The organism is Streptomyces sp. MUM 2J (assembly GCF_022414535.1).
GTDB lineage: Bacteria > Actinomycetota > Actinomycetes > Streptomycetales > Streptomycetaceae > Streptomyces.
The window spans coordinates 1-809 of record NZ_JADWYM010000119.1; the positions used below are offsets into that span (position 1 = coordinate 1).

The following is an 809-nucleotide window of genomic DNA, read 5'->3' on the forward strand; positions in this document are numbered from 1 at the left end:
CGGGAACTGGACGACGGCCGCTATCACTGCTCCGAGCGCACCATGTACCGGATCCTGAAGGAGGCCGGGCAGGACGGTGAACGCCGCCGTCAGGCCACCCACCCGCCCCACACGGTTCCCGAGCTCGTGGCCGACGGCCCCTCGCAGGTATGGAGTTGGGACATCACACGCCTGGCCGGCCCGGCGAAGGGAATCTGGTACCACGGCTACGTCATCCTGGACATCTACTCCCGCTACGCCGTCGGCCACACCGTCGAGGCGGCCGAATCCGCCGCGCGGGCCGAGGAGTTGATCCGTGAGGCGATCGACCGCAACGGGATCGTGCCGCACACCGTGCACGCCGACCGCGGCACCTCCATGACGTCCAAGCAGGTCTCCCAGATGCTCCTCGACCTCGGCGTGACCCGTAGCCACTCCAGGCCCAGGGTCAGCAACGACAACCCGTTCAGCGAGAGCCAGTTCCGCACCACGAAGTACCAGCCGGACTACCCAGAACGCTTCGATTCCCTCGCCCACGCGCGGGAGTGGATGGACGCGTTCATCTCGCACTACAACCACGTGCACAGGCATTCCGGGATCGGCTACCACACCCCCGCCAGCGTCCACTTCGGCACCGCCGAACTCGTCCGCGAGCAGCGGGCGGCCACCCTCACAACCGCCTTCGAGCAGCATCCCGAACGCTTCAACCGCCGCCCCGCACCACCGACGATTCCCCAGCAGGCATGGATCAACGACCCCGCCAGGCGGCGTGAACCACAGCAACACAACTCATAGTCGCACATACGTTTCATTTGACTTGACAGCTACCG

At 66.3% G+C, this 809-nt stretch carries 1 protein-coding gene; it reads left to right on the plus strand.

The window, feature by feature from the left end; all coding sequences use genetic code 11:
• Positions 1 to 774: IS3 family transposase (locus I3F54_RS31890; RefSeq protein ID WP_240122408.1), on the plus strand; the 774-nt coding region annotated here is incomplete at its 5' end.
• Between the last annotated feature and the right edge of the window lie 35 nt (positions 775 to 809).